Genomic DNA, 23752 nt, shown 5'->3' with positions numbered 1-23752 from the left:
ACCTTTCTGTCTTAATCACTGTTTTTACATTCTATGCGTTCCATCTGTCCTTTATAAACCCATATGTCTCCTGTTCCGCTTTAAGGATTCCCTCCACATCCGGATCAGCCTGCACCTTATGGACGGCCATGGCTTCCCCGATTATGTCCACGATGTCCAGATAACCAATCCTGCCATCTAAAAACAGGGAGACCGCCATCTCATTGGCGGCATTGAATACCGTGGGCATGGAGCCGCCCTTCCGTCCGGCCTCATAGGCCAGTTTAAGCCCGCGGAAATTCTCCATGTCCGGGACTGAGAATTCAATCTGCCTGAGTTTTGTAAAATCCAGCCTGCCGCCAGGAAGATGGCGCCGCTGGGGATAATAGAGTGCGTACTGGATGGGAAGCTTCATATCCGGGGTCCCGAGCTGGGCAATCACTGCCCCGTCCTCAAACTCCACCATGGAATGGATGACGCTGGTGGGCTGTACCACCACCTGCACCTGGTCAAGGTCCACATCAAAGAGCCAGCGGGCCTCCATGACCTCCAGCCCCTTATTCACCATGGTTGAGGAATCAATGGTAATCTTATGGCCCATGGACCAGTTGGGGTGCTTTAAGGCATCCTCCACCTTAACTCCAGCCATCTGCTCCCTGGTCCATCCCCGGAACGGGCCGCCGGAAGCAGTCAGAAGGATCTTATGGACAGGATTGCCCGCCGCCCCCTGAAGGCATTGGAAAATGGCGGAATGCTCAGAATCCACCGGAAGTATCCTGACACCGGCCTTCTCTGCCAGGGGCATGATGATATGGCCCGCTGTCACCAGTGTTTCCTTGTTGGCCAGGGCAATGTCCTTGCCTGCTTCCATGGCCGCGATGGTCGGACGGATGCCAATCATGCCCACCACTGCAGTGACCACCATCTCAGCAGAGTCCTCCACCGCTGCCTCAATCAGGCCTTCCATCCCGCTTACCACCTTCACATCCAGATCCGCCACCAGGGTCCTGAGAAGTGATGCCTTTTCCTCTTCCCACAGACAGGCCAGCCTTGGCCTGAACTCCCGTATCTGCTGTTCCATCAGACGTACATTACTGCCCGCTGCCAGGGCTGTGACGCGCAGGTCCTGATTGTATCTCACAATATCCAATGTCTGGGTGCCGATGGAACCAGTGGAACCCAGGATTGCAATGTTCTTCATCATAACTTATATTCTCCCTATCCTGAAGAAATACTCTTCTTATTCATTTATTTTAAGAATGTAAGGGCAAAATAAATGGCAGGCGCAGTGAATATCATGCTGTCAAACCGGTCCAGGATACCTCCGTGCCCCGGAATCAGCCGTCCATAATCCTTGATTCCATGGTTCCTCTTAATGGCGGACGCAGCCAGGTCCCCAATCTGGGATATGACGGCCGCAATGGCGCATGCAACGGCACAGACAAGCTGGGGGTTATCCACCCCGGACATGTTCCTGCCGAAAAAAGCCGCATAGATGAACCCAAGAAGCGCGGCGCCCGCTGCTCCCCCCACGGCCCCCTCAATGGATTTCTTCGGACTCAGGACAGGGGCCAGCTTATGGCGGCCCAGCAGCATGCCGCTGCAGTAGGCGCATGTGTCACATCCCCATGAGCTTAAGAAAATCAGCCAGACCAGATAGGCCCCGTCATTCATGACCCTTGTCTGGTAGAGGAAGGACAGCATCACAGGCACATAACACACGCCGAAAAAGGCGGCTGTCACTTCTTCTGTCTTATACTTTGGAAATGTAAACACGTAAAGCGCCATCATCACCATCAGTGATGCAATGATCATTAATGTGATGTACTTCTGTCCCTCAAACCACAGGATCCCGTAATAGGAACACGCCGTGGCGTACCCCACGGCCGCCAGGGATTTCCGCTCAATGCCAAGCACCCGGTATAGTTCAAACAGGCCTATGGCGGAAATCAATGCTGTGACGCCGAACAGAAGGGCGCCGCCCTGTCCGACAACCACAACGGACAGAAGCACCAGTATGATTCCGCTTATCAATCGGGTCGTAAACATGGCCCTCTCCTTTCCCACATCCCAACACATCTTTGCTCAGGACCTTCCGCTAATACATACGGAAAATCAGCGCCTGCGCAAACATGGACTGGTTATTTTACCGTACCGAACCGCCGGTCTCTTTTATTATACTGCACGATGGCTTTTTCTAATTCCTCCTGATTGAAATCAGGCCACAGGCAGTCGGTAACAACAATCTCCGTATAGGCCAGCTGCCACAGCAGGTAATTGGAAAGCCTGAGTTCCCCGCTGGTCCGGATTAAAAGATCCGGGTCCGGCATACCGGCCGTGTCCAGATAAGATGAAAAGAGGGACTCGTCAATCTGGTCCGTATCCACTTTCCCATCCGCACAGTCCTTTGCCAGCCTGGCCGCCGCCCTGCGTATCTCGTCGCGCCCGCCGTAGTTAACCGCAATCACAAAGGTCAGTCCCGTATTATCCTTTGTCTGGCTTTCCAGACGGTTGATACCCTCTATGATGTCCGCCGCAAACCTGCTCCTGTCGCCAATCATCCTGACACGCACATTATTGGCAGATGCAATCTTCAGAAGACGCACCATATAATACCGGAAAAGCTGCATCAATGCCCCCACCTCTTCGGCGGAACGCTTCCAGTTCTCTGTGGAAAAACCATATACGGTCAAATAGCGGATTCCCATCCTCGCAGCTATCTCCACCGTCTTCTCCACCGTGACGCAGCCTTCCTTGTGGCCCATGGTCCGGGGAAGCCCCCGCCTTTTCGCCCATCTTCCATTGCCGTCCAGTATGAGGGCCACATGCCCCGGTATCACCATATTTTCATCTAATGCCATACTTATCCGCCTTTCCTGTGTACTTTCCCGGCAGGTCCTTCCCTACTTCCCAACCGTTCCTGCCATACTTCCCGACAGGTCCTTCTGTACTCCTCAACCGTTCCTGCCGCACTTCCCGGCAAGTCCTGCCACATTTTCATGAAACATCCTGCCATTCATGTGAAGCTGCCGCCAACCAGCTGTGCCGCGGCCCATTACATAGAACAGGAGGCAGGAGTCCCTCCTGCCCCCTGTATTCACTTATATGGATTAAACTGTCATGATTTCCTTTGTCTTCTCTTCAACAGCCTTGTCTACTTTCTCCACCATCTTATCAGTCAGCTTCTGCATCTTCTCAGTTGCCTCCTTCAGGTCGTCCTCCGACATATCCCCTGCCTTCTCTGCTTTCTTAAAAGCTTCATTGGCATCACGGCGGATATTGCGCAGCGCTACCTTGGCGCCCTCACCCTTTTTCTTTACGTCCTTGGAAACTTCTTTTCTGCGGTCCTCTGTCATCTCAGGGAATACAAGTCGGATGCAGTTACCGTCATTGGTTGGGTTGATTCCAAGTTCAGAGGTCAGGATAGCCTTCTCAATGGGTTTTAAGAGGCTCTTCTCCCATGGCTGGATTACAATCATGCGGGCCTCAGGAACAGAGACATTGCCCACCTGCTGGAGAGGGGTCGGCGTCCCGTAATAGTCCACCTTAAGCTTATCCAACACATGGGGATTGGCACGTCCTGCCCGGATGGTTCCGAAGTCAGATAACAGCACATCCAGCGTCTTATTCATCTTGTCCTCATAAATTTTCAGTTCTTCCATAAGTTCCTCCTGTTAATGCAGTCTTGCCTGCTGCTTAATATTGTTCCTTCCCACTTTCAAATACGCCCTAAGCCGTCACAATGGTGCCGTTGATACGCCCCTGCATTGCATTGGCAATTCCATCCTGCTCATTGAGACTGAATACCGCCATCGGCATCCTGTGCTCCATACACATGATGGATGCAGTAAGGTCCACCACGGCCAGCTGCCTGTCAATCACTTCCTGTATGGAGATGGTATCGTACTTCTTAGCCTGAGGATTAATCTTCGGGTCACTGTCATATACCCCGTCAATGGCCTTGGCCAGAAGGATACAATCCGCGTCCATCTCAATGGCCCTCAGGGCAATTCCGGTATCCGTTGAAAAATACGGATGGCCTGTCCCGCCTGCAAAGAACACCACCATGCCCTTCTCAAAGTACTTATTGGCCCTGTCCTTGGAAAACAGTTTAGTCATGGAGCCGCACTCAAAGGGGGTCAGTATCTGTGTCATCATCCCTGCGCCCCGGAATATTTCCGACACATAGATGCAGTTCATTACCGTGGCCAGCATTCCAATCTGATCTGCCTTTGTCCGGTCAATGGCCTCGCTGGTACGTCCCCTCCAGAAATTACCTCCGCCAATCACAATACCTACCTGTATACCTGCGTCTACAGAGAGCTTTACCTGCCTGGCCACTTCCTTAACCGTCTCTTCATCAAAACCGGTTTTTTTAGGTCCTGCCAGGGCCTCTCCGCTTAATTTTAAAAACACGCGATTCATCTTCATAAAGCCTTTTCTCCTTGTTGCAATATCTGTCGCTATTATAACATAGTTAGGTCAATTTGCAAAGAAAAAGAAATTATTTCTGTTTTTTTCCTTTTCGTCTCACATTTCATAAATAAAAATTGAGATTTTCTGGCTTTTATATTATAATGGAGGAAATGCAATTGCAGGCAGTCTGCTGTCTGTGAATTAAAAAGGAGGAAACAATCATGGGTTTGTTTCAGCACAAAAAAGATAAAACCACGGCAGAACTGCCGCCCACACCACCTGCATTCACTCCTGCGGAGCCAGCTGGGGAAGGAAGGGCCCTCTGTCTGCAAAGGCTGGAGGAAGTCTTGGGAGCCCCCTCTTCCAAGGGCGTTGTCCTGAAACTTTATTTGGAAAACTTTAAAAGCCTGAACAAGACCTTCGGTTATGACTACTGTGAAGAACTTCTTTCACAGATAAAGGGATACCTGGGTGAGATGGCCGAGGGTAACATATACCGCTACATAGGCGTTGAGTTCATCATCATCCTGGAACAATACAGCGAAGGCCAGGCTTCTGATTTGGCGGATGAGATACTGGAACGTTTTGAGAATGTATGGAAGATACGCGGCGTGGACTGCCTGTGCTCTGCACAGATAGGTCTCTGTTCCTATCCGGGCCATGCGGCTAACGTGGACGAGCTTCTTAAGCGGCTGGACCTTGCCGTTGCTTCTGCCGCCGAATGCGGCCCCAACCAGATGTCCGTGTATGACAGCAACATGCATACGCAGTTTGTGCGCCGCCAGTCCATTGCCATGTATCTGCAGACCGCACTGGAGAAGCACGAACTGGAAGTCCGCTACCGTCCCACCTACTGTCTGAAGGAAGGCCGGTTCACAAGGGCTGATTCCTACATGCGGATATTCATCCAGGGAATCGGTCTTGTGGGCGCTGCTGAATTCCTGCCGATTGCAGAAGACTCAGGACAGATCCGTGCCATTGGATACTATGCCCTGGACCACGCGGGAAAGAGCATTGCAGAACTGCTGGCCTCGGGCAGTGAATTTGATTCCATCTGCATCCCGGTCTCCCCTATCCTTCTGGTACAGGAGGATTTCATAGACCAGGTAAAGCGGGTAATCGAGACCTACCGGATTCCGGAAGGCAAGCTGGCGCTGGAGGTGGATGACACCGCCCTGTCCAGTGTATACCTGAATGTGAACATCACCATGCAGGAGCTGTACGATATGGGCGTGGAACTGGTCATGAACAACTTCGGTTCAGGCTGCGCACCTGTGACCAGTATCCTGGACCTTCCGGTCAACACAGTCAAGCTGGAGCGCATGTTCGTATGGCAGCTGGAAACCAATCCAAAGTCCGCGTCCATTGCAGGCGGCTTGATTCAGATTGCAAAGGAGCTGGGCATACATATCATTGCCGAGGGCGTGGAGACAGAGAACCAGCTGAATGCGCTCAACAGCTACGAATGTGAATACCAGCAGGGCTTCTACTACGCTCCTACCATGGAATTCGATGTACTTAAAAAGGTACTTGGAACCACACTGGATGAGTCACGGGTAACGATTGAGGAAGAAAAGCTGAAGATGAAGAGATAAGCAGGATTGACGGTTGATATGTAAAATGAATATATGATTATATAATGCAGGCTGCCCGGTAAATGAGTACCGGACAGCCTGTGTCTGTGTCTGAATCTGCAGTTCTGGATCTGTGTCTTCGGCCCTGCATCTGTGTCTTCGGCCCTGCATCTATGTCTTCGGCCCTGCATCTATGTCTTCGGCCCTGCATCTATGTCTTCGGCCCTGCATCTATGTCTTCGGCCCTGCACCTGTGTCTTCGGTTTTGTATCTGTATCTTCGGTTTTGCACCTGTGTCTTCGGTTTTGTATCTGTGTCTTCGGTTTTGTATCAGCTTCATCAATTCCCATCTTCCGTATCCGTCACGACATGTACATGCCGGTACGGGATGGAAATGCCTTTTGCATCAAAATTCTTCTTAATCAGCCTCCTGATATCGCTGCAGGCCGCGAAATTATCGTCAAGATTCCTGGTCCATACCGTGGCCTTCAGGATGATTCCATCATCTCCCAGCTCCTTGACAGCCACGTTCACCTTATTCCCTTCGGTCTGGTCCGTCCGGATATCCGTCACCAGGGGATGGGATGCAATGGTATCACGCATGACTTCCATGGCTAGTTCCAGGTTACTTTCATAGCTGACCGCTATTTCCATATAATTACCGATATAATCATTGTTATAATTACTGTTTTCTATGATTGCCTTGTTAATCACACTGTTGGGTATGATCATCCGGCTGTTGTGATATGTGCGGATGACCGTATGGCGCACCGTCATGTCCTCCACAATCCCCGATATCCCCAGGCTGCTGATATTGACCTTCTCCCCCAGGTTAAAGGGCCTGGACCAGCTGAGCATGATGCCGCTGATCACATCGGCCAATACCTGCTGGGCCGCAAAACCCACGATGGCGACCAGGAGGGAAGAACTGGTCAGCAGGGTTGCGCTCAGCGCCTTTGTGGTGGTAAACAGGCCGCTGATACAGATACATGCCACAATGGACAATAAGACCTTTGACATGCTTCTTAAGAATTTGATGTGGATCTGTTCCTTGCGTTTCAGGATAATCCCGAATATTTTGTTAATAGCAAACATGCCGGCGCTCCAAAGTCCGCCGATGACTGCTATCTTAATGAGAAGTATTTCCATTCAGACATCCTTTCCTTTTATGACTGCCGCCTATCAGTCTATCATAAAGACCGGGAATTGACAATCCTGGCTTTCTTTAAGCCGGCATCCATATTCTTCCATCCCTCACCGTCTCAATCCAATTTTTCCCATTAATCCCCGTGCTAAACCACAAAGCTTTCCACCCCTTTTATCAGGATGGGGAATTACAACCATCTGCCCTGTCTTAACCTCTTCCCCGCAGAGCAGTTTATATTCATCCAGCCAGCCATCATGCCATAAATGGAACATCTGTCCGCCAAATCTGTCATAAAGCGCGCCCCTCCGCTGTTCCCTGGAAGCATAATACTTAAAATGCAGTCCGGCCCCATGCTCCAGAAAAGCGGCCAGTCCCCTGTCCGCCGTATGGCTTATGAGCATTTCCTCTTTGGTAAAATAGGTGAACAGCTCCATTCCCCGGATGTCAGTGAGAACCCATACCACATCATTGCCGGATACATTCGGTAAAAAATGTCCGCTCAGCATGACCGACATAAATCCTCCCCAGTCCAGCGTCCCGTCCAACATGAAATCCCGGCTGTTGTCAAAGCAGTCATCCCCCATGCATACGCTGTCGCGTGTCACATGAACCGATACCATAGATACCATACCAGCCATCACCCCCATACACATCTAATCAATCCCATCACCGATATCCATACAGTACACGCCGGTATCCCCGGCCGTGTCCAGCCACTCCATACATGCTTCATGCCATCCCCTGAATGCTTCCTCATACTGTCCGGCAAGTTCCTGGTAGAGTCCCATCTCAGGCCAGTCCCCTCCTGCCCAGAAGGCCTCTGAATCCAGCCAGCGCCCATATAATTCCTGCATCCGTATCTGCGCCGCTTCTGCCTTTTCCCCTGCCGCGGCAAGACATTCCAGGGCCAGGTTCATTTTCCAGTCCGCATAAGCTGACTCAGTGGAAATTTCCCGGAGACGGTGGCGCTCTGCCTTTGGCACCGCACGCATACCGGCAATCAGGGCCTGCTCCTCGGCCTTAATCTGGGCCCCGATGGAGGCTCCCTCCTCCTGCTTCTTCTTCCGTTCCAGATAATGTTCGTATCCAAACGGATAATACATCACGGCCTGGTTTTCAAATATCAGCACGGCATCCGCTATCTGCCGTATGAAGTACCGGTCATGGGACACAAAAAGTATGGTTCCTTTATAAGCACGGAATGCGGATTCCAGGTTCTCCTTTGCCCGTATATCCATGTGGTTGGTAGGCTCGTCCAGGACCAGGAAATTCGGGCGGCTTTGCAGCAGTTCAGCCAGGACCAGCCTTGCCTTTTCCCCGCCGGACAGGGAAGACACCTTCTTCTCCGCCTCCCGGCCTCCGAACAGATAGGCGCCCAGGATGCTCCTGGCGTCCTTCTGCGTAAGGGAAGGAAATACACCTGTAAAATGTTCAAATACGGTTTTCTCTGACTGAAGTCCCGCGCTGTGCTGGTCAAAATATCCGATAGTGGTATGGTTCCCCAGTGAGAATTCCCCATCCACAGGCGGAAGGAAGCCTGCCACGGTCTTTAAGAACGTTGTCTTCCCTGCCCCGTTGGAACCAAGAATTGCTATTTTCTGCCCCTTGCGTATGCGCATTGTGATTTCCAGCAACGCCTTGTCATAACCGACCTTCAGATGTTCAGAAGTGAACACCCACTTGCTCCCTGGAACCTCCGGTATTATCTCTCCAGTGAAGATATGGCTGTCATCCTCCTGGGGCCTGTCCACCCGCTCCATACGCTCCATGGCCTTGCGCTTTGCCCGTGCAAAGGATGCCTTATTGGGCTTATGTTTAAAACGCTCCACCAGGCCGCCCAGACGCTCCAGTTCCTCCTGCTGCCGCTCATAAGCCTTTTTCTGGATTTGTATCTTCTTAAGCTTCTCTTCCCTGTAATGCGTGTAATTTCCCGGATACCTTGTAAGCCTGCCCTCCGACAGTTCATAGACCACATCCGCCGTGCGGTCCAGAAAAAAGCGGTCGTGGGAAACCATCACAACCGCCCTGCCGTACTGTCCCATATAACCCTCCAGCCATTCACAGGTCTCCGTGTCCAGATGGTTGGTAGGTTCATCCAGCAGAAGGATATCCGGTTTTTCAAGCAGGAGGCGGATTAAGGCAATCTTGGTCTGTTCCCCTCCTGAAAACCGGGATATGGGCTTTTTCTTGTCCTCTTTTGCAAATCCAAGGCCGGTAAACAGCCTGTCATATTCCCGTTCATACTCAAACCGCTCCCGGTCAAAGCTGTCCCTAAAGGGGCAGGACCACAAAAGCAGTTCCTCCACGGTCCGGTGTTCATCCGCAAACGCCTGCTGGGACAGCATTCCGGTCATCACCTTCCTGGAACACAAAATCCCCGGCCCCATCCTTTTATCATCACGGTCCAGAGGGATTGCCCCTGCAATCACATTCAATAAGGTAGTCTTACCCGCCCCATTTTTCCCAACCACTGCAATCTTCTCTGTTCCGTGTATCTCAAAATCAATGTGGGACAGGATGACCTTTCCCCCTGCCGACACAGTTCCGTCCTTTATCTGGTATAACATATCGTTATCCTGCTCTTTCTTATACGCCGTCTGCCGGCATGATGCTTTCAATAAAATGCATGACCTTTTCTTCAGACTCCGGTCTGTCAGGATAGGAAAATGTCATATCCATAACCATATCATCCACTTTTCTTTTAAATTGGATATGACCATAACCCCAGCCGTAAAACCTGGTTGCGCTGAATCCATGTCCTCCTACCGTCAGTTCCATCTCCACAAACGGTTCCGGGTAATTGTACCGGTGTATCAAATCATAATTGTGTTTCCTCATCTGACTGGCTGCCGGTATCCCGGGTTCACTATCCTTATAATACCAGATGAACATGGAAAAACTGCCCTGCTCATCCGTTGTAAGCATATTGAGGTCATAATGCTCCGGGTCCGCCTCCGTGGCCTCCATGTATGCCACCGTATCCTTCATATCACTGCCCTGAGGGATGACAATGCGGTAATCCGACCATTCATTGGAAAGGACGCTGCCATTTAAGGATGCCATGCCAAATGGCCTGCCTGTCCCATCCCGCTGGATTGTCCGGGTCTGCAGGACGCCATCCTCAACCCATGCCCCGGAGGAATCCACTGTATATCCATCGGGTGTAACCGTGTTCTGGTACATGCTGCCCTGTGCATCAAAACAATAGCATTCAGCCGTCCCATCCAGATTCCCGTCAATCCAGTACCAGTTGTCCTTTAACAAATCCCCGTCATGATACCTGTAACTCCAGATTCCCAGATTATCCTGCTCCCACTGCCCTGCCAGGGAAACCATCCCTGTCAAAAGAAGCATGATACATACAAGCAATGACATGATAACATTTTTAATTGCATTCCTCAAAACAATACACCTCCCTTTAAGGGGAATTATACCATAAATGATTATATTTCCACATCATATTTCATTTACAAACTTCTTACAATCTGTTCATATTTCATCTATAATCTGCTCATATTTGATGGATATACTAGAAAACATAAAGAACATTGCTTTATATGACATTGCTTATAAGACTTTTTTTCATAATACAGCCGGAGGGAGTAATCCCTGCCGGCTCCTCCCTTTTTATGGAGGCTTTCAAGTACATGGTATCCGCTAACCTGCCGGACTGCCTTTCCGCCGGACTTCTGTTCCGCCAGACCGCTTTTCCGCCAGACCGCTAAGCCTCATCAAAACAGATATTGCCTTTCATACATTGGCGTGGTAAAATAATCCCATCACACCAGTTCCGGGAGGAGTGCGGTTCTGCCCGTATCGCAGGTGTCCGGTCTCACACTGAAAATCCCGGGAACACGCTGCGGCTGGTGTGTTTTTTGTCCGCGCAGGCTGCTCAAAAAGTGTCTTTAATATGTTTTTCTATGAACCCATCCAAATCCCTGACAGGAATCCCCAATGCCTCAGATAGTTGACCATACAGCAGTTCCCTGGCCCTGCCCGCCGATTCCATTTCCGCTTCATCCGGATATCGCCTTGCCGCCCTGTCGTTCTGCCGGATGTAGTTGGTTTTTATCACTTTAATCCATTCTACCGGGTCATTGGATGCCAAGGCACCCTGATACAGTTCCAGACGCAGTTTGTCATTTGCCACCATGATTGTCCTTATATATGGCATCCTCTCCACTAATTCCAATGCTTCTTCCCTGGTCATATCCTACCTCCATTATCCATTGCTTCAACTGACAGATACAAAAAACGGGCAGCCTGACAACTGGACTTACGCTGTCAGGCTACTCGCTGTGTTTATATTATAGTGGAGATTTCTGGATTTTTCCAGTCTTTTCTCAATTCAGCCATGCATTCCATAGTGCTTTACAGCAGGATCTGAAAATTTTCATATAATGGACAAGCTATGGTTGCATTGATAACTCCAAGCACTTCCATTCCTCATTCATCACACAGTATGTTTCCACATGATTGGAAATCATATCCTGGAAGCCTACCGCTTTGTAACAATGATAGGCTGACGGATTATTCTCGAACACCCCCAGCGAAACCCTTCTGGCACCATATATCTGAAATGCAAACTTTAATCCCTGCCGTATCATTGCCTTTCCGTATCCCTTGCCGCGCTTTTGCGGGTCTACAATCACAAACCCAAACCGCAGTTCATTTACTGATTTACCGGGATTCCGCAAAGTAAAAAAGCCGACTATACCAGACTCATCAAATGCTGTAAAGGGTATCAATGATTTAACAAAATCAAATTCCTTCCTCGTAATAGGATAAGTTCCAAGCACCCCGGCTGTCCATTTATAAAAATCCTCTTCATTATTGCACCAGGATAGGATTATATCAGCGTCTTCATCTTTATAAGGTCTTAATCGAACCATATGCACTCCTCCCAATTCCGCTTCTTTATAACCACTTTCCTTGACGCTGCAAAAACTTCTCTTTCTCTTCGCATTTTTCATTCTTAACCTGTCATGTACAGACAGTTTATCCCTATGCCAATCATAAAGCGGTATAAAACAAGCCAATCACACAAGCCTCTCCTGTCTCAACCCTAATTAAGCAAAGTATAACAAATACGCCATTAAAAGTGAAGCATTTCATTTTTTGCAGGCTGGAAGCCAAGGTAAATGCCATGGTTTGACATTTTCCACATCTTTGTCATCCCGCTTGTCCATATCAGCAGAGACCATGGGCAGCCTGATTATCCATACTCCCCCACCCTGTAACAGAAGGATAAAAAGAACATAGAAAGATAGAACGAAAATGTGGATGGCAACATGGACGGTTTTTCCGCATTATGGTAAAATAGAAACGGAATGCCCATGGAAGAACCGGAAGGCTTACCGTGACAAGATAGATGAATTAGATAAAATGGCGCGGATCAGAGACATCCATCTGTTCCGTCCATATTATCCAATAGGAATTGCAGATAGTTGGGACCGTTCAAATCCATTGGCAATCCGATTGCTGGAATTATCCGGGCTATATCGGAACCTGTAATCGTATCAAGGCATCTTATAGCTTATACGGATATTGAACAGGACATAAAATCAATATTTACGTATAACCATATTCTTTATCTTAAAGGAGGAATTCATATATGCAGGATTTTTTTGAAGCCCTGGGGAGTGAAGGAAAAAATACAGCGCTGCCCGAAGCGTTTGATTATTTTGGAAAACTGATTGGCAGTTGGCAGATTGACTATGTTGAGAGTAACAGTTCCCGCACAATCAGAGGCGAATGGCATTTTTCATGGGTTCTTGAAGGAATGGCCATACAGGACGTCATCATCCTGCCTGATTATGAATACGGAACATCACTGCGGATCTTCAATCCTGAGACACAGGCATGGGATGTCGCTTATGGTTATACGGGGAAGATAATACGGCTTGAAGCAAGAAAACAGGGAGAAATGATAGTCCTTACATATATCAGTGACCAAAATAGAAAGTGGGTTTTTGTCAAGATTGATGAGGATAAATTCCATTGGCAGAATGTTACTGTCAAAGATGATGGAGAATGGCATATAAATGCAGATATATACGCCGAACGTATCAAATAAGCATGCCTGAGCATGGGTAATCCTCATGCGGCCAACAATATTACCATCCCACTCATTTTTACTTTCTGTTATATCATTTCCGCAAAAATAAAAGGCCCTTCCTCCCCTTAACCATATGCCGGATATCATATATGGAATCCTCATGGCTGATTCCCATATCCTCCACAATGGCAAAGGGGCAGGTATGCGGGCATCCGCCTCCAGCTAATTTTGTAAGGCTGGCTGACCCGTCATTGCCTTCCAGGCCTGTCTGTATGGCCTTGACAGGTAAAAACTGCCATATACACCTGGAAAGTCCCAGAAGCTCCCCAATCTTATCTTCTTTAAATCCAGCTGATTCCCCTTCTTCCAACACATCTGATTCCGGTATGATGATTTCATAAGTAAACGCCCCATCCTCCGGGTAATTGTTCATCCAGAAGCCCCGCACCTCAGAATAACCGCCGAACCCATATATCACCTGTTTATAATCATGTGAATGATGTTCCGTGAACCCAAGGTTAAAATCGCCTTCCAGCTTCCTTTGGTTCCATTCAATGTTTTCCTCCAGGGTATCATTTTCAAAACCCCAGTAACCTGATTGGAAGGCCATACCGGCCTTGTCGAGCATTGCATAAAAATCCCTGACAAATGAAGGATAAAGGTCCTCCCTTCTGAACTGGACGGATAGATTGAAATATGCAGGCATACCATCACCTCCCTTTTTTATACTGCAGATTATACCATACAGAGGTATTTACGGCAACAGCCGGACAGAAGCGGAAATTGTTGTGGGAACATGAGGATGTCATAGAAACTAATTATGATAGCCGTCCTTACAGTATCCGCCGCTGCAATTTTATCCATGCTGCTGGTTGTGATGAGAAACCGGGCTGCGGCGCAAAGGAAGCTTGAGTTCGCGGAGGACGGTTTACTGGCGGAAATGCGTTCTTCTCCCCTTTGGGATGGCGGACAGGGGGAATGGGTGTTTTATGACACCGTCTATCAGGTGTATAATGACATTCTGCTCCATACTTAATCCCATCTATTCTTTTAGTTTTTTCCGTATAAAGAGCGCCGTTAAAAGGTCTAACCCAATAACTACAGAGAAAATCATGCCGAAAATTGTCCCCGATAATCCTAGTTTCTGTGTTTTCCTCAAATGAAGGATTAACGGTATTGCATAAAATGCACCTGATAGATTTAGGGCGGGCAGGGAAAGTAAGATTGAAAGAAATATATGCTCATTCCTGCTTGGCCCCAATAAAAAGAATATTCCCAGAATCATCCCCCAGAATAATGCAGGATAAAGCAGAAGGGACATGAAACGGATTCTGTAAAATGCGGATTGTAAATCCGCAATTCTTTTTTTGAGGGACAGGGAGACAGCATTCCCAAGATTTACAAGCACTGCCATCACAAGCATACTATAAAGCAGGAAAGGTATGTCCTCAAGAATCAGATCCATCAAATCATCATATAAAGCTATCTGGAAAAATGCCTCAATCCAAGCAAGAGGCAACATTATCAGGGTAAAAGGCGGGATAAAGAGAACCAAAAAAAGCATTGGACAGATGATGACCAAATCAGGAAATAACAGGTTCCATTTTTCTGTGTTAGTATTCATCATCATTTCCCTCTTCACACATGCAGGACACCTCTCCGTATTTAAATATGGCTTTTATGGAATCCTCATCTTATATACTGTAGTCAAAATAGTTTAGAAAAATCCATTCAAACAAAGTATAACAAAGAAGGGTTTAAAAGTGAAGCATTACCTTTGCCATATATGCAGCTTATCCTTCCTCCCCTCTCCCATTGACAAATCTCCTTTCCTGCAGAAGGTAAAAAGCGCGGGCGGCATAGACGGATTTACCGTATTATGGTAAAATATTTATGATAGAAACAGCTTCGTGACAAAGTATCTGGCCCTTTGGGGCTATCTTCTTAAACTTGAATAAGTGGATCAGTTGATTCAGATATGCGAAAGGAGGCCCCCTTGGATACACATAATACATTGGAACAAAGAAAATGTCTATACCGGTTAAGGGGGATTCATGCTATATCAGCTCATATTGACAGACCTGGAATTATCTTATGACAATTTCTCAGAAGATTTTCATATCGGTTTATTCGAAACTGAAAGACAGGCTGAGGATACGGCCCTGTATTATCTTAAAAACATAAAAGGCTTTTGCGATTTTCCCTGTACATACCGCATTGTAAAAAAGGAGGTGGTTGGCGGCTTCAACAATCGTAACCCTGATTTTATATGGATGGTGCAAGGATGGAACCTGAATGAAAATCTCGATGAAATAGATATAATAGAAAGTCCATGTTTTCTGACAGAAGAGCAGGCTGGTTCTGAACTCCAGGTTTTAAAGGGAAAATATCAACGGGCGGAATGGTCTATAGACAAATACAGAATAGGCGCATTGGAATGGTGTGACGGTTTTGTCAGGATGGCTGGTGGTGTGCCCGCCAATTAGGTTTTAGTTTATAGGGATATTAAAGGATATGCCCTGGGGATGCCATGCCACCAGAGAACATCCTAAAGACGATTGGATTATCAGGAAACGGTAATTCCCTGTTTACGGAAATATTGGACAGGGAGCAGCATAGACAATTTAACTCAGAAGGAGGATCTGAATATGACTACATACAATGTAAAGACTATGATTCAATGTGATATTCATAAAGTCTGGGAAACCGTATCGGCAGTAGGGCGTTATCATGAATGGCGGAGTGATGTAAGCAAAACAGAATTGACAGATGGGAAACAGTTTATAGAATATACCCAAAATGGCTATTCAACTATGTTTACAATTACCAAGGCTGAACCGCCCAGACGTTGGGAGCTTGATGTGGAAAACAGCCATGCAAAGGGACACTGGAGTATCGAATTTACGTCCAAAGGCAGTGAAACACAAATCGACTTTACAGCGTCCGTGGAAGCGAAACAGCTTTCTACGAGACCGGTTGGTAAAAGTGTATTTGAACAAACGTATTTGAAAAAGGCGCAGACACAATTTGTAACGGATTTAAAGAAGGCTCTTGCTTAACAACTTCCAGGAGCCATATTGATTTGCCATAAAAGGAAATTTGATTCCAGCTTAATTTTCAAGTATTGAATCGAGCGTGACATCGGGATTTCAAGGAGGATAACAACATGAGCATTACTGTAAACATATATTATACAGGTGTAAATGGAAATGCGCATAAATTTGCTGAAGAAATGCGGACAAGCGGAACCGTTTCTAAAATCCGCAGGGAAGATGGAAACCTACGATATGAATATTTCTTCCCCATGGATGACGCAGAGACGGTGTTGTTAATTGATTCCTGGGAAAACCAACAGGCACTCGACAGGCACCACGCCTCTCCCATGATGGAAACAATCACCGGACTTAGAATGAAATACGATTTGCATATGAAGGTTGAACGATATTTATCAGACACGGACAAGATACCTGAAACAGACAGGAAATTCATAAAAGAATAGCACCAACACGCCCTACGGCGGAATTAACAGTAAAAAAACAGTCCTGTTTAATTGAATATGCATGGGAGTGTCGGAAAAAGTAATGTAGTATTCTGCATTGGGATAATCCGCATAGTCTGTCCCGGCACGACCAGCTGCCATGACCAGCTGCCACGGCCGGCTGCCACAGTCAGGACCATCACATTGTCACGGGGATGGATTTTATGGATTACGGTGCCAACCAGCTTTACCTTGTTGATGGTCTCTTCTTCTGCTTGTTTTGCTACAATAACATCCTGATGATTCATCATGATAGGGTAACCGGAATTGTAAGTGCTCCTTATCCCAATGGAGTATTCATTAGATAGCGTTTAACACCTTATTTATTTGATAAACCTATTTAACCTATACCTTATTTACAAAATCCAAATTATATTGCATAGCACCGTGGTTTCTAAATATCGTTGCACTTGTAATACGGATTGCCAAAATAACGCAGTTTTCATCCTGTTCATTATTTGCATCGTCATACCAGTCTGCAAATACTTCACGAAGTTTTGTTCTTAGCGCAGCGTTTTTGGGGTCTAAAACCCAGCCCAGGTTTTCTCCAATGCCATGTCCGTATATCCCCTCAAAGTTAACTGAAAAAGCAACTTCTTTATTTTGGGCTATCTGCTGTATTTTATTTGATTTTGCTGACGTTGTAACATAAAACACGCCATCTTCATAATAAGCGCTCACATCACGGACACTAGGACGAGGAAAACCATCAGCACCCGGTTCCGTAGCAATAGTTGAGAGCGCGATGACATTATCTTTCTTGTTGCCACAACTTTCTTCGATTAATTTCATTCCTTCTTCATACCTGTTCATTGTCCATTCCTCCATCAATTCCGATTTTGCAGACTGATAAATAAAATTAATGCTTATTACTGCCTATCCAATAGCATCCGGCTGCCAATACAGAAGCCAATAACTCCGTTGCACGGGCATTGATATCATAAACCCCGGAACCCATAAGATAGGGCGAACCCCAGAATACAATAGCAAAAAGCATGAGTGCAATAACAATCCGCTTAATTTCTTCCTTCGTCGCAAAACACCTCCATTCAATTCCAATTAAACAAAGTATAGCAAAGAAGCCTTTGAAAGTGAAGTAAAACCCTCCAGGTAAGCGATAAGTCTGGTATCAGCCGTGGCTTTTTGTATCTTCTAATCTTGACTATGATTTCCAGCGTTTATATACTTATCCATATATGAAAAAATGGAGGGGTTAAATGTATCGCAAAAAGAAAAGAATTGACCAGCTTTTAGACGAATACAATCAGGAGCAGGAATGGGGGTCCTGCCTTGATTGTGGCGATGATGCATTCTGCGTATACGATGAATATGACAAAGGCTATTCATTTAGCTGTCACAATGAAGACTGTCCGCACCATTGGCCCCCAAAAATTGCAAAGAACAAAGAGGATGTACCTGATTGGTTTGCATGGCCGTTACCATAAATATAGTATAAGACAGAATGCCCCGGCATCAGCCAGGGCTTCCATGAAAATCAGAATGTAATAATCTTCGCCTCGCCGCTCACGGCAGATGCCTTTGCCGCCCGTTCCAGGCTTTCATTGGCGCTGGCGGCAGTTTCCTGGACGAAATATCCGCATTATGGTAGAATGAAATTAATATAAGAATCGGAATTTGACAGGGAGAACGTATATGAGAGAGATTTTAAATTATCCACCTATTGAGAAGACGGAACTTGAAACAGTTAAGGCTTTGATGAATAGGATTGCAGAAGCAACATCTGATGAAAATTGCAGCAGGGAATTAAGTGAATTAAACCGTATTACTGGAAAGCTGCATGAAGCGATAGAGTTTGCAGAGTATTGGGGATGGACAGACTTAGATACATTAGCAGAAAAAGTCCTGACAGCAGAGCCACCCTATATCAATGACTTAACGAAAGATGATATTGCTGAAATTGTATCAATGACAAAAACATGCTTATTGTCAGGAGAGGACAATAAGGCAGACTATTATATGGAACTGCTTCATAAATCTTTGCCATTAACAGATGTAATGCGTTATATCATGTCAGAAAAGGATGAGGAAACAATAGTAAATGACATGATTAAAGCCGCTTCAAATTCAGTCATTGCTTTATAAATGGAGGAAAAATGATTTTATACAGGCCTGTAGGCACAAAAGAATTGGAATTAATAAAGAAAAGCAATTATCGTAGCTTTCCACCCAGATTACCGGAACAGCCTATTTTTTATCCTGTCCTGAATGAACAGTACGCAACAGAGATTGCTTCCGGCTGGAATGTGAAATATAATGATGACCATAAAGGTTACGTCACAAAGTTTGAAGTTGACGATAGTTATTGTGGACAGTTTGAGGTCCATCAGGTTGGGGGCGCACATCATAAGGAACTATGGGTCCCGGCAGAAAAGTTAGAGGAATTTAATGAACATATTGTTGGAGAAATACAAATCATCAGCGAATTTTCAGAGTGAGGGATTTTTTTGGATACACATGATGCCTTGGAACAAATCCAATTGCTGGATACGGAAAGCCAGGACAGGCGCAAGCTCCTGCTGGGAAAACCGGATAAACAACAGGCTGCTCTCCTACCAACCAAAGGGCAGCCTGTTGTTTTTCTTCATACCCTGCCCTGCGGCAGGTAAAAAGTATGGATGACAACATGGACTGATTTTCCGTATTATGGTAGAATATTTGACATAATGATTGGTTTGGCTATTTAGACAAGGCGCAAAAACTGGAATTGAAAGATGATTTTGAAATCATGTTACAGTTTTCTAATGGAGTATTATCAAAACAACGTATTGAGCTGTTAAAACATGTATTACAATATTATGAAAATTACACATCCATAGCAATTAAACCATTGAAATCATTCAATATTGATATGGGAGATGATTACTTTTCCTATTGTGTTTATATTGGAGAATATAGTTTTGGAACTCACGTCTTTCATATATTTGATGGCTTCACAGTTAGCTTAAAAAGGGAAATGGGGGAAGCCGATGATTATCTTAATATGAGAGTGTATACGGTTCAGTTCAAAAATGATGGTCGGCCGCTAGGTATTGATTTGTGGTTTGAATGATAATTTATTGGACGGTTAAACAGAACATAAAATCGGAATTGATTGAGTAAAATAAAGATTGATGGTGTAGATTATGAAAGAGATTATTAAGAATAGAGTTGAAGAATTACTGGAAAAGGAATATTATTGTAGTTCAAAAGAACTGAACGCTGACGATATTGTTTATTCTATTAACACAACAGCGACTAAACCGTATATAAAAATAATGGCATATAGGAATAGTGTGGTTATATGTACATCAAAAGATATATCTGCAAAAATACAATCACTTTTATTTAACAAAAACAGGGATGAAATTTTTGAATTACCATTTGTTTATGGTCAGACAATCCATTATGTGCCAGATAACGATTATAAGGATATTAAAGCCACATTTTTAGGCTACGAATTTCAATTTCTTTTCGATAAGGACATTTTAACACTTAAAGGATTAAAGGGATTTGAAAATTCTTTAGCATTTAATGATAATGGTTTTACGCCAACAAGAGCCATTTGCATTGCAAGAAATCGAAAACAGATTGTCGGAATTTCAGGTGCAGCTTTGTCATCAGTAGATGGTCTATGGGAAATAGGGGTAGATGTTTTTCCAGTATACAGAAACTCAGGAATTGCGACATACTTAGTAAAGAGATTGACGCAAGAATTGTTGACACAAAATATAGTTCCATTTTATTCGGCCTCTGTTACAAACATTGGTTCTCAGATGGTGGCAAGCAGATGCGGCTATATTCCTACATGGATTGATACATTTGGAACTGTTTTGGATGGAAGCAGCGCGTATAGCGATATTACAAATGCTTTAGTTAGGGGATTTTAAAACAACAAATCCCAGTTTATCAGACTGGCAAATCGGAAGTTGAGGTGAATATAATGATTTTTCAAATGGCAAGCACATCAGCTTATGATGAGAATGAAGTTCAAGTATCTATTGTTGCTGAAAAAGGAGAAACAATTAGAAGTGGAGACATTATTACAATCCCAATGAATGACCATACTTTTGAACAACGTAAGATTACGACTATGTATAGAGATAGAAAAAAGTGGGAAAAAGGCAAATGCTTATTCTCCGAAATAAAGGAAGGTGAATGGGCGGTATGTATAATTCATAATATTCATTCAGGAAATATTCATACAATCAGTTCTCCTTATGATGAAGAACTGTTAAAAGATGGTTGGGTATGTGGTTAATGCCAACAATTCAAGTTTATTGGACTGTTATCTTGCCAATTTCATGGCCTACCAGCGTTTCATAGCGCTGCGTCTTCCCGTCGGGTCCCTCCCTGCGCGTAGTCTGGACCATCCCATTATCGCGGGGACGGAATTTACGGATTACGCTGCCAACCAGCTTTACCTTGCTGATGGTCTCTTCTCCTGCTTGTTTGAAAATTGAAAAGGCCCCGGATTACACCGAAGCCATGTTATTACTTATATTAAATTTCACACGCTAAAGAATGGCATGATTACCATTTGAAACTTGATATCCTGTCCAAATCATCATCGTAGTATCGTTTGCTTTTAATTTTTCCATCCACTTTGATTGCATAAAAACAGCAATTTCGCTTAAAATGCCAGCCAATGCCACAAACAACGCCTATCATATCGGGATGATTACTGGGAGAAACCTGTTCCCCATAAATATGTTTGGGCGGCTCTGATAATTCCCGGATATGTTTAATGTCCGGACTGCAGGCAGTTTTAGGCAACGTAATTACCACTTTACCGTTTTCATCTGTTTCGTATTGGATAACCTTTTGAAATAATCCATCTTGTATGACTTCACTGTCAAGGCATATCCCCCACATACAGGCTTCCTCCTGAATACTTTTCCTCTGTAAAAATCCAACTAAACAAAGTATAGCAAAGAAGCCTTTGAAAATGAAGTAAAATTCTCCAGTTAAGCAGAAAGCCCCAGCATCAGTCAAGGCTTCCATGAAAATCAGAATGTAATAATCTTTGCCTCGCCGCTCGCGGCCGACGCCTTTGCCGTCCAGATTATCCAGCATGAGGATGAGGAACATCTGGTGGACCTGGTGGAAGCCATCTGCGAGGGTGACTGGGATTCCGTGGGGAACATGCTCATGGACAGCTACTTTGACAAAATCGAAGCCCAGCTCTCCCCTATTGAACATGTGGCGGATTATCTGAACGACAGGTTCGACCCTGAATGGCAGGCGGATTCGGAAGCCATCAAGGAATCCAACTGCGAACGCCTGGAGGGAATATCCAATGTTTCCTTTATAGACCGTGTCTGCGACATCGCGGAAACCCTGAGCGACATCTTCCATGGGTTTGACGTCACCCTTGCCCAAATCGGTAAATCCTATGCTGGCCAGGATGTTGACCGCTTTGAGGCGGAACTCCAGGACATTGAGGTTCCTGAAGCAGACACTGCGGTTGACCGGCATATCAGCGATGCGGCGCCGGACATCCCAACCAGCCTGGATATGGAAACGGATGATTTTGATATGGATATGGAGCTTTCCTCCCAGGTTGAGAGCCTGCGGGACTTCTTCACAGACGTGGAAGGCATCACAGCCGAGGCAGAATCCGCCACCTCGGCCGAAGAGCTGGAAGCCTCCTGGGGTCATCAAACGCCGTTCGCGCAAAGAGCCCAAACCTAAGCGCCCCAGGAAAACCGGCAGGAAGCTGCACAGCAAAATCCACAGGCAGGAAGGAGCATCCTTTTCCGAGTTCCGCTGCCATGAGACCTCCCAGGACCATACGGATACGGCTGCAAAGGCTATGGGCAGCCAGGACGACTCCTACAGCTATATAGCCAACCATACACAAACATAAAGCTACAGGCTGCTCTCCTATCGACCAGAGGGCAGCCTGTAGTTATTTACATCGCCACTGTCAAAGTCTTTGTCCTGTGATGGGATGACATGGACGAAATATCTGTATTATGGTAAAATGATATTGCTATAAGAACCGGTTTCTGATGGTTCAAAACGAAATCGACATCATTATGTTGGATACACACCAGCACGAATCGGAAGTTGATGGAGGGAAAACAATGTTTACAAATGAAATACTGTCTACCTGCGAAAAAGCTTGCGCAGACGATTTGTCAGAACTTGAAGAGGTATACGGTTTCAAATTCCCTAATGAAATGAAATTATTTTATCTTCAATATAATGGCGGTAATCTGAAGCGAAGGGAAGTTTGCCTGCAAAAGGAGGATTGGAAAAGCAGCACAAGTTTCCATAAATTCTATACGGTAAAGGGCGAATTTGAAAACATATTAAAAGAAGTCTATTTTGAAGATTGGTGGATAAAATGGTTGATTCCATTTGGACACGATGATGGCGGAGAACACTTCTGCTTTAGCACCAGGGATTGTGATTATGGCAGTATCTACTATTTTGTAAGCGAGTGTATTGATGATGAAAACCCAGAGAATGCATTAGTAAAAGTGGGCGGGAATCTCATCGAATTTATTAACAATATGAAATAGAAAATATAAGCAATCGGAATTTGACGGAGGCTTCATTATGTTAGAAACTTTTGATAAAATGGGTTATGAAGAATGGGACAAACAAGGATTTGTAACACCTAAAGACTTTTTACTTGATGAGAAAAACAAATTACACGAAGCGATAGAAGTATTTTACATTGCCGGAGGGTACGACTTCTTTAAGGTTATAAATCCGGCAAAATATGCTTCAAACTGGTTGGACTTTGTTGGAAACCTATATTCTGAAATTGTAGATGGAAAATACAAACCAGATGGTAAATATCATAAAAATCCACTAACAGAAAAACAGAGAAATTCACTTATCGAACAAGGCGTGCCGGAAATATTTACAACTGATATAGAATAAATTCCGGTTTGTATCGGTGGGTTAAACAGAGCGAAGAAATCAGGATTTGTTTAATAGAAAATGGAGTGATAGTGTGAAAGAAAGTAGAGGAAAACCATAAATGGACGCACTTAAATAAGCTGTCTAAGGCAGGCAACTTTTTGAAG

At 45.5% G+C, this 23752-nt stretch carries 31 protein-coding genes; 15 read left to right on the top strand and 16 right to left on the bottom strand.

All coding sequences use genetic code 11. The features are described 5' to 3' along the window. Window positions 1-31: 31 nt before the first annotated feature. The 5 genes from dxr to pyrH all read right to left on the bottom strand — a co-directional run bounded on the left by dxr (window position 32) and on the right by pyrH (window position 4410). Window positions 32-1180 (bottom strand): 1-deoxy-D-xylulose-5-phosphate reductoisomerase, encoded by a 1149-nt coding sequence (gene dxr / locus LK536_RS56190; protein WP_008716229.1) that lies wholly within the window; start codon window positions 1178-1180, stop codon window positions 32-34. 47 nt (window positions 1181-1227) lie between these two features. Further along, window positions 1228-2028, bottom strand: a complete 801-nt coding sequence (locus tag LK536_RS56185; RefSeq protein WP_025487190.1) for a phosphatidate cytidylyltransferase — start codon at window positions 2026-2028, stop codon at window positions 1228-1230. A 92-nt stretch (window positions 2029-2120) separates the two neighbouring features. After that, window positions 2121-2840, bottom strand: a complete 720-nt coding sequence (uppS, locus tag LK536_RS56180) for an undecaprenyl pyrophosphate synthase (protein WP_008716234.1) — start codon at window positions 2838-2840, stop codon at window positions 2121-2123. Between the two features lie 249 nt (window positions 2841-3089). Further along, the gene (gene frr / locus LK536_RS56175) at window positions 3090-3641 is read right to left on the bottom strand and encodes a ribosome recycling factor (RefSeq protein ID WP_008716239.1); all 552 of its coding nucleotides are present in this window, start codon (window positions 3639-3641) and stop codon (window positions 3090-3092) included. Between the two features lie 67 nt (window positions 3642-3708). Beyond that, entirely contained in the window at window positions 3709-4410 is a 702-nt protein-coding gene (gene pyrH, locus LK536_RS56170; RefSeq protein ID WP_008716242.1) for a UMP kinase, read from the bottom strand. Between the two features lie 206 nt (window positions 4411-4616). Here pyrH and LK536_RS56165 point away from each other — a divergent pair, with 206 nt between their 5' ends. After that, complete coding sequence (locus LK536_RS56165) at window positions 4617-5990, top strand: bifunctional diguanylate cyclase/phosphodiesterase (RefSeq protein ID WP_130790169.1); 1374 nt, start codon at window positions 4617-4619, stop codon at window positions 5988-5990. A 318-nt stretch (window positions 5991-6308) separates the two neighbouring features. Here the strand turns inward: LK536_RS56165 and LK536_RS56160 are convergent, their stop codons facing one another. The 6 genes from LK536_RS56160 to LK536_RS56135 all read right to left on the bottom strand — a co-directional run bounded on the left by LK536_RS56160 (window position 6309) and on the right by LK536_RS56135 (window position 12089). After that, entirely contained in the window at window positions 6309-7118 is an 810-nt protein-coding gene (locus LK536_RS56160; protein WP_025487187.1) for a mechanosensitive ion channel family protein, read from the bottom strand. A gap of 105 nt (window positions 7119-7223) precedes the next feature. Beyond that, on the bottom strand, window positions 7224-7745 hold the full coding sequence (locus LK536_RS56155; protein WP_130790167.1) for a hypothetical protein: 522 nt from the start codon (window positions 7743-7745) through the stop codon (window positions 7224-7226). Between the two features lie 24 nt (window positions 7746-7769). Then, window positions 7770-9683: an ABC-F family ATP-binding cassette domain-containing protein gene (locus tag LK536_RS56150; RefSeq protein ID WP_227797160.1), complete on the bottom strand. Its 1914-nt coding sequence runs from the start codon at window positions 9681-9683 to the stop codon at window positions 7770-7772. Window positions 9684-9702: 19 nt separating this feature from the next. Beyond that, window positions 9703-10518 carry a hypothetical protein gene (locus LK536_RS56145; protein WP_227797161.1) on the bottom strand — a complete coding sequence of 272 codons (816 nt, stop codon included), beginning with the start codon at window positions 10516-10518 and terminating at the stop codon, window positions 9703-9705. A gap of 490 nt (window positions 10519-11008) precedes the next feature. Next, window positions 11009-11326, bottom strand: a complete 318-nt coding sequence (locus LK536_RS56140) for a hypothetical protein (RefSeq protein WP_025487182.1) — start codon at window positions 11324-11326, stop codon at window positions 11009-11011. 199 nt (window positions 11327-11525) lie between these two features. Then, entirely contained in the window at window positions 11526-12089 is a 564-nt protein-coding gene (locus tag LK536_RS56135; protein ID WP_331472312.1) for a GNAT family N-acetyltransferase, read from the bottom strand. 641 nt (window positions 12090-12730) lie between these two features. On the opposite strand from LK536_RS56135, the gene LK536_RS56130 reads away from it, so the two are divergent. Beyond that, window positions 12731-13192, top strand: coding sequence for a hypothetical protein (locus tag LK536_RS56130; RefSeq protein ID WP_227797162.1), 462 nt, complete (start codon window positions 12731-12733; stop codon window positions 13190-13192). Window positions 13193-13265: 73 nt separating this feature from the next. On the opposite strand, the gene LK536_RS56125 is transcribed toward LK536_RS56130, so the two are convergent. Next, window positions 13266-13880, bottom strand: a complete 615-nt coding sequence (locus LK536_RS56125) for a hypothetical protein (RefSeq protein WP_227797163.1) — start codon at window positions 13878-13880, stop codon at window positions 13266-13268. Window positions 13881-14036: 156 nt separating this feature from the next. Between LK536_RS56125 and LK536_RS56120 the strand changes: the two genes are divergently transcribed. Then, window positions 14037-14210, top strand: coding sequence for a hypothetical protein (locus tag LK536_RS56120; RefSeq protein WP_506092259.1), 174 nt, complete (start codon window positions 14037-14039; stop codon window positions 14208-14210). A 6-nt stretch (window positions 14211-14216) separates the two neighbouring features. Here LK536_RS56120 and LK536_RS56115 read toward each other — a convergent pair whose 3' ends face one another. Beyond that, a complete protein-coding gene (locus tag LK536_RS56115) occupies window positions 14217-14816 on the bottom strand; it encodes a hypothetical protein (RefSeq protein WP_227797164.1) in 600 nt (199 codons plus the stop codon). A gap of 412 nt (window positions 14817-15228) precedes the next feature. On the opposite strand from LK536_RS56115, the gene LK536_RS56110 reads away from it, so the two are divergent. The 3 genes from LK536_RS56110 (at window position 15229) to LK536_RS56100 (ending at window position 16673) form a co-directional block, all read left to right on the top strand. Then, the gene (locus LK536_RS56110) at window positions 15229-15660 is read left to right on the top strand and encodes a hypothetical protein (RefSeq protein WP_120055873.1); all 432 of its coding nucleotides are present in this window, start codon (window positions 15229-15231) and stop codon (window positions 15658-15660) included. Between the two features lie 162 nt (window positions 15661-15822). Next, entirely contained in the window at window positions 15823-16233 is a 411-nt protein-coding gene (locus tag LK536_RS56105; RefSeq protein ID WP_120055871.1) for an SRPBCC family protein, read from the top strand. A 107-nt stretch (window positions 16234-16340) separates the two neighbouring features. Continuing rightward, window positions 16341-16673 carry an antibiotic biosynthesis monooxygenase family protein gene (locus LK536_RS56100; protein WP_025487175.1) on the top strand — a complete coding sequence of 111 codons (333 nt, stop codon included), beginning with the start codon at window positions 16341-16343 and terminating at the stop codon, window positions 16671-16673. A 47-nt stretch (window positions 16674-16720) separates the two neighbouring features. Here LK536_RS56100 and LK536_RS56095 read toward each other — a convergent pair whose 3' ends face one another. Together LK536_RS56095 and LK536_RS56090 are read right to left on the bottom strand one after the other, a co-directional pair. Beyond that, entirely contained in the window at window positions 16721-16960 is a 240-nt protein-coding gene (locus LK536_RS56095; protein ID WP_506092258.1) for a hypothetical protein, read from the bottom strand. A gap of 97 nt (window positions 16961-17057) precedes the next feature. Next, the gene (locus LK536_RS56090; protein WP_130790148.1) at window positions 17058-17525 is read right to left on the bottom strand and encodes a pyridoxamine 5'-phosphate oxidase family protein; all 468 of its coding nucleotides are present in this window, start codon (window positions 17523-17525) and stop codon (window positions 17058-17060) included. Window positions 17526-17929: 404 nt separating this feature from the next. Here LK536_RS56090 and LK536_RS56085 point away from each other — a divergent pair, with 404 nt between their 5' ends. The 6 genes from LK536_RS56085 (at window position 17930) to LK536_RS56060 (ending at window position 20970) form a co-directional block, all read left to right on the top strand. Beyond that, a complete protein-coding gene (locus LK536_RS56085) occupies window positions 17930-18157 on the top strand; it encodes a hypothetical protein (RefSeq protein WP_227797165.1) in 228 nt (75 codons plus the stop codon). Window positions 18158-18365: 208 nt separating this feature from the next. Continuing rightward, window positions 18366-18815 carry a hypothetical protein gene (locus LK536_RS56080; protein ID WP_227797166.1) on the top strand — a complete coding sequence of 150 codons (450 nt, stop codon included), beginning with the start codon at window positions 18366-18368 and terminating at the stop codon, window positions 18813-18815. 11 nt (window positions 18816-18826) lie between these two features. Then, window positions 18827-19168, top strand: a complete 342-nt coding sequence (locus tag LK536_RS56075) for a hypothetical protein (protein WP_008716268.1) — start codon at window positions 18827-18829, stop codon at window positions 19166-19168. A gap of 269 nt (window positions 19169-19437) precedes the next feature. After that, entirely contained in the window at window positions 19438-19782 is a 345-nt protein-coding gene (locus LK536_RS56070) for a hypothetical protein (RefSeq protein WP_025487172.1), read from the top strand. A gap of 73 nt (window positions 19783-19855) precedes the next feature. Beyond that, window positions 19856-20599: a GNAT family N-acetyltransferase gene (locus tag LK536_RS56065; RefSeq protein WP_227797167.1), complete on the top strand. Its 744-nt coding sequence runs from the start codon at window positions 19856-19858 to the stop codon at window positions 20597-20599. A 53-nt stretch (window positions 20600-20652) separates the two neighbouring features. Next, a complete protein-coding gene (locus tag LK536_RS56060) occupies window positions 20653-20970 on the top strand; it encodes a hypothetical protein (protein ID WP_227797168.1) in 318 nt (105 codons plus the stop codon). Between the two features lie 272 nt (window positions 20971-21242). Here the strand turns inward: LK536_RS56060 and LK536_RS56055 are convergent, their stop codons facing one another. Beyond that, window positions 21243-21785, bottom strand: coding sequence for a hypothetical protein (locus LK536_RS56055; protein WP_227797169.1), 543 nt, complete (start codon window positions 21783-21785; stop codon window positions 21243-21245). An 18-nt stretch (window positions 21786-21803) separates the two neighbouring features. Here LK536_RS56055 and LK536_RS56050 point away from each other — a divergent pair, with 18 nt between their 5' ends. The 3 genes from LK536_RS56050 (at window position 21804) to LK536_RS56040 (ending at window position 23606) form a co-directional block, all read left to right on the top strand. Next, the gene (locus LK536_RS56050) at window positions 21804-22403 is read left to right on the top strand and encodes a hypothetical protein (protein WP_227797170.1); all 600 of its coding nucleotides are present in this window, start codon (window positions 21804-21806) and stop codon (window positions 22401-22403) included. 395 nt (window positions 22404-22798) lie between these two features. After that, window positions 22799-23239, top strand: a complete 441-nt coding sequence (locus tag LK536_RS56045; protein ID WP_008716286.1) for an SMI1/KNR4 family protein — start codon at window positions 22799-22801, stop codon at window positions 23237-23239. A gap of 37 nt (window positions 23240-23276) precedes the next feature. Then, the gene (locus tag LK536_RS56040) at window positions 23277-23606 is read left to right on the top strand and encodes a hypothetical protein (RefSeq protein WP_130790142.1); all 330 of its coding nucleotides are present in this window, start codon (window positions 23277-23279) and stop codon (window positions 23604-23606) included. The last annotated feature ends 146 nt before the right edge of the window (window positions 23607-23752 follow it).

The sequence above is a fragment of the Clostridium pacaense genome (assembly GCF_020709765.2).
Taxonomy (GTDB): domain Bacteria; phylum Bacillota; class Clostridia; order Lachnospirales; family Lachnospiraceae; genus Enterocloster; species Enterocloster hominis.
This window is presented reverse-complemented; position numbering and strand designations above follow the sequence as displayed.

Bases quoted from the DNA above. Each gene is read 5' to 3' on its own strand.
- dxr (WP_008716229.1), bottom strand. From the start codon at position 1,180: ATGAAGAACATTGCAATCCTGGGTTCCACTGGTTCCATCGGCACCCAG.
- LK536_RS56185 (WP_025487190.1), bottom strand. From the start codon at position 2,028: ATGTTTACGACCCGATTGATAAGCGGAATCATACTGGTGCTTCTGTCC.
- uppS (WP_008716234.1), bottom strand. From the start codon at position 2,840: ATGGCATTAGATGAAAATATGGTGATACCGGGGCATGTGGCCCTCATA.
- frr (WP_008716239.1), bottom strand. From the start codon at position 3,641: ATGGAAGAACTGAAAATTTATGAGGACAAGATGAATAAGACGCTGGAT.
- pyrH (WP_008716242.1), bottom strand. From the start codon at position 4,410: ATGAAGATGAATCGCGTGTTTTTAAAATTAAGCGGAGAGGCCCTGGCA.
- LK536_RS56165 (WP_130790169.1), top strand. From the start codon at position 4,617: ATGGGTTTGTTTCAGCACAAAAAAGATAAAACCACGGCAGAACTGCCG.
- LK536_RS56160 (WP_025487187.1), bottom strand. From the start codon at position 7,118: ATGGAAATACTTCTCATTAAGATAGCAGTCATCGGCGGACTTTGGAGC.
- LK536_RS56155 (WP_130790167.1), bottom strand. From the start codon at position 7,745: ATGGTATCTATGGTATCGGTTCATGTGACACGCGACAGCGTATGCATG.
- LK536_RS56150 (WP_227797160.1), bottom strand. From the start codon at position 9,683: ATGTTATACCAGATAAAGGACGGAACTGTGTCGGCAGGGGGAAAGGTC.
- LK536_RS56140 (WP_025487182.1), bottom strand. From the start codon at position 11,326: ATGACCAGGGAAGAAGCATTGGAATTAGTGGAGAGGATGCCATATATA.
- LK536_RS56135 (WP_331472312.1), bottom strand. From the start codon at position 12,089: ATGAAAAATGCGAAGAGAAAGAGAAGTTTTTGCAGCGTCAAGGAAAGT.
- LK536_RS56130 (WP_227797162.1), top strand. From the start codon at position 12,731: ATGCAGGATTTTTTTGAAGCCCTGGGGAGTGAAGGAAAAAATACAGCG.
- LK536_RS56125 (WP_227797163.1), bottom strand. From the start codon at position 13,880: ATGCCTGCATATTTCAATCTATCCGTCCAGTTCAGAAGGGAGGACCTT.
- LK536_RS56120 (WP_506092259.1), top strand. From the start codon at position 14,037: ATGCTGCTGGTTGTGATGAGAAACCGGGCTGCGGCGCAAAGGAAGCTT.
- LK536_RS56110 (WP_120055873.1), top strand. From the start codon at position 15,229: ATGCTATATCAGCTCATATTGACAGACCTGGAATTATCTTATGACAAT.
- LK536_RS56105 (WP_120055871.1), top strand. From the start codon at position 15,823: ATGACTACATACAATGTAAAGACTATGATTCAATGTGATATTCATAAA.
- LK536_RS56100 (WP_025487175.1), top strand. From the start codon at position 16,341: ATGAGCATTACTGTAAACATATATTATACAGGTGTAAATGGAAATGCG.
- LK536_RS56095 (WP_506092258.1), bottom strand. From the start codon at position 16,960: ATGAATCATCAGGATGTTATTGTAGCAAAACAAGCAGAAGAAGAGACC.
- LK536_RS56090 (WP_130790148.1), bottom strand. From the start codon at position 17,525: ATGAACAGGTATGAAGAAGGAATGAAATTAATCGAAGAAAGTTGTGGC.
- LK536_RS56085 (WP_227797165.1), top strand. From the start codon at position 17,930: ATGTATCGCAAAAAGAAAAGAATTGACCAGCTTTTAGACGAATACAAT.
- LK536_RS56080 (WP_227797166.1), top strand. From the start codon at position 18,366: ATGAGAGAGATTTTAAATTATCCACCTATTGAGAAGACGGAACTTGAA.
- LK536_RS56075 (WP_008716268.1), top strand. From the start codon at position 18,827: ATGATTTTATACAGGCCTGTAGGCACAAAAGAATTGGAATTAATAAAG.
- LK536_RS56065 (WP_227797167.1), top strand. From the start codon at position 19,856: ATGAAAGAGATTATTAAGAATAGAGTTGAAGAATTACTGGAAAAGGAA.
- LK536_RS56060 (WP_227797168.1), top strand. From the start codon at position 20,653: ATGATTTTTCAAATGGCAAGCACATCAGCTTATGATGAGAATGAAGTT.
- LK536_RS56055 (WP_227797169.1), bottom strand. From the start codon at position 21,785: ATGCTGGATAATCTGGACGGCAAAGGCGTCGGCCGCGAGCGGCGAGGC.
- LK536_RS56045 (WP_008716286.1), top strand. From the start codon at position 22,799: ATGTTTACAAATGAAATACTGTCTACCTGCGAAAAAGCTTGCGCAGAC.
- LK536_RS56040 (WP_130790142.1), top strand. From the start codon at position 23,277: ATGTTAGAAACTTTTGATAAAATGGGTTATGAAGAATGGGACAAACAA.